A 1,095-nucleotide genomic window follows, 5' to 3' on the forward strand; every position below is an offset into this window, starting at 1 on the left:
CCGCTCCACGGTGCCCTGGGACACCCCCAGCAGCTGGGCGACCGCCTTGGTGCCCTTGAGCTGCTTGACCAGGTACTTCATCTGTGCCTGGGCGCTCTTGGGGGCGGGGCGGGTGAACGCCCCTTCCGGCGCACGGTCCAGGCTGTCCCCGATTCGTTCCACCATGGCCTGCTACTCCTCTTCGCCGGTGGTCGGGTCGTTCTTGATGAGGTTGGCGATGTTGAACACGCCGCCGTGCTCTTCGAACTGCTCCTCGGCCCACAGGACGGTCTGGGTGCCCTGGTGCTTGACCATGCCCGGCGAGACGCCGAGCCGGAACGCGCCGGGCACGGGCTTGCCCTCCGGGGTGTGGGGCAGGACGTCCAGTGGGGACGGGCCGGGTGAGGGGTAGACGATGGCGTCGGTGCCGATCGCGACTGGGTACAGGTCGGCCGCCGCGGCGGTCTTCATCAGCTTGCGGTGGATACCAATGCGCTGGTTGGCCAGGACGGCGGCCCGGATGTCGGGGCGCCACGTCTCCCTCGCGAGGGCCGGCCACGGCTCGTAGTAGGGCACCTGACCGCGGTTGCGCTGGCGGAGCTTGCCGATCCCGCCCTTCGCGGTCGCCTTGATCGCGTTCACCAGCAGCGCCATCGCCGGGTCGACCTGCTTGGAGCGGGCCATCGCGTCCAGGAACTCCTGGCCGCCCAGGTCGGTGGTGACGTCGAGGTCGGCCATCGTCGCCACGTACGCGTCGCGCAGCCGCTTGTACCAGGGGTCGAGGTAGCGACCGGTCTGGGTGCGGACATATGCCTCGATCGGCACGACGTCGAAGCCGAGCTCCACCGCGTAGGCGACGGTCGGGGTGGCATACCAGGCCGGGCCGGTGGGCTCCTCGCCCTTTGGCGTGAACGGTGAGGGCAGGCGGTCACCGTCGACGGTGTGGCCGCCGATGTTCACGCGGGAGAGGTCGACGTGAGAGAGGTCGACCAGCCAGGAGCCGGGCAGCGCCGGGTCGAACTTCGGGTTGCCGGTGAGGTGGTGGGGCCGTTCAGCCCGACGGTGAGCCCGTTGGCGGCCGCGGCGAACGACATGTTGATGTCGATCGCGACCAGG

Annotated in this window: 2 pseudogenes; both read right to left on the reverse strand. The window is 69.9% G+C overall.

The window, feature by feature from the left end:
* Positions 1-165 (reverse strand): annotated as a pseudogene (locus tag ABT288_RS50005) (telomere-protecting terminal protein Tpg); the annotation flags it as partial.
* Positions 166-171: 6 nt separating this feature from the next.
* Positions 172-1,095 (reverse strand): annotated as a pseudogene (locus ABT288_RS50010) (telomere-associated protein Tap); the annotation flags it as partial.

The sequence above is a fragment of the Streptomyces sp. NPDC001093 genome (genome assembly GCF_040298985.1).
In the GTDB taxonomy this organism is placed as follows: Bacteria; Actinomycetota; Actinomycetes; order Streptomycetales; family Streptomycetaceae; genus Streptomyces.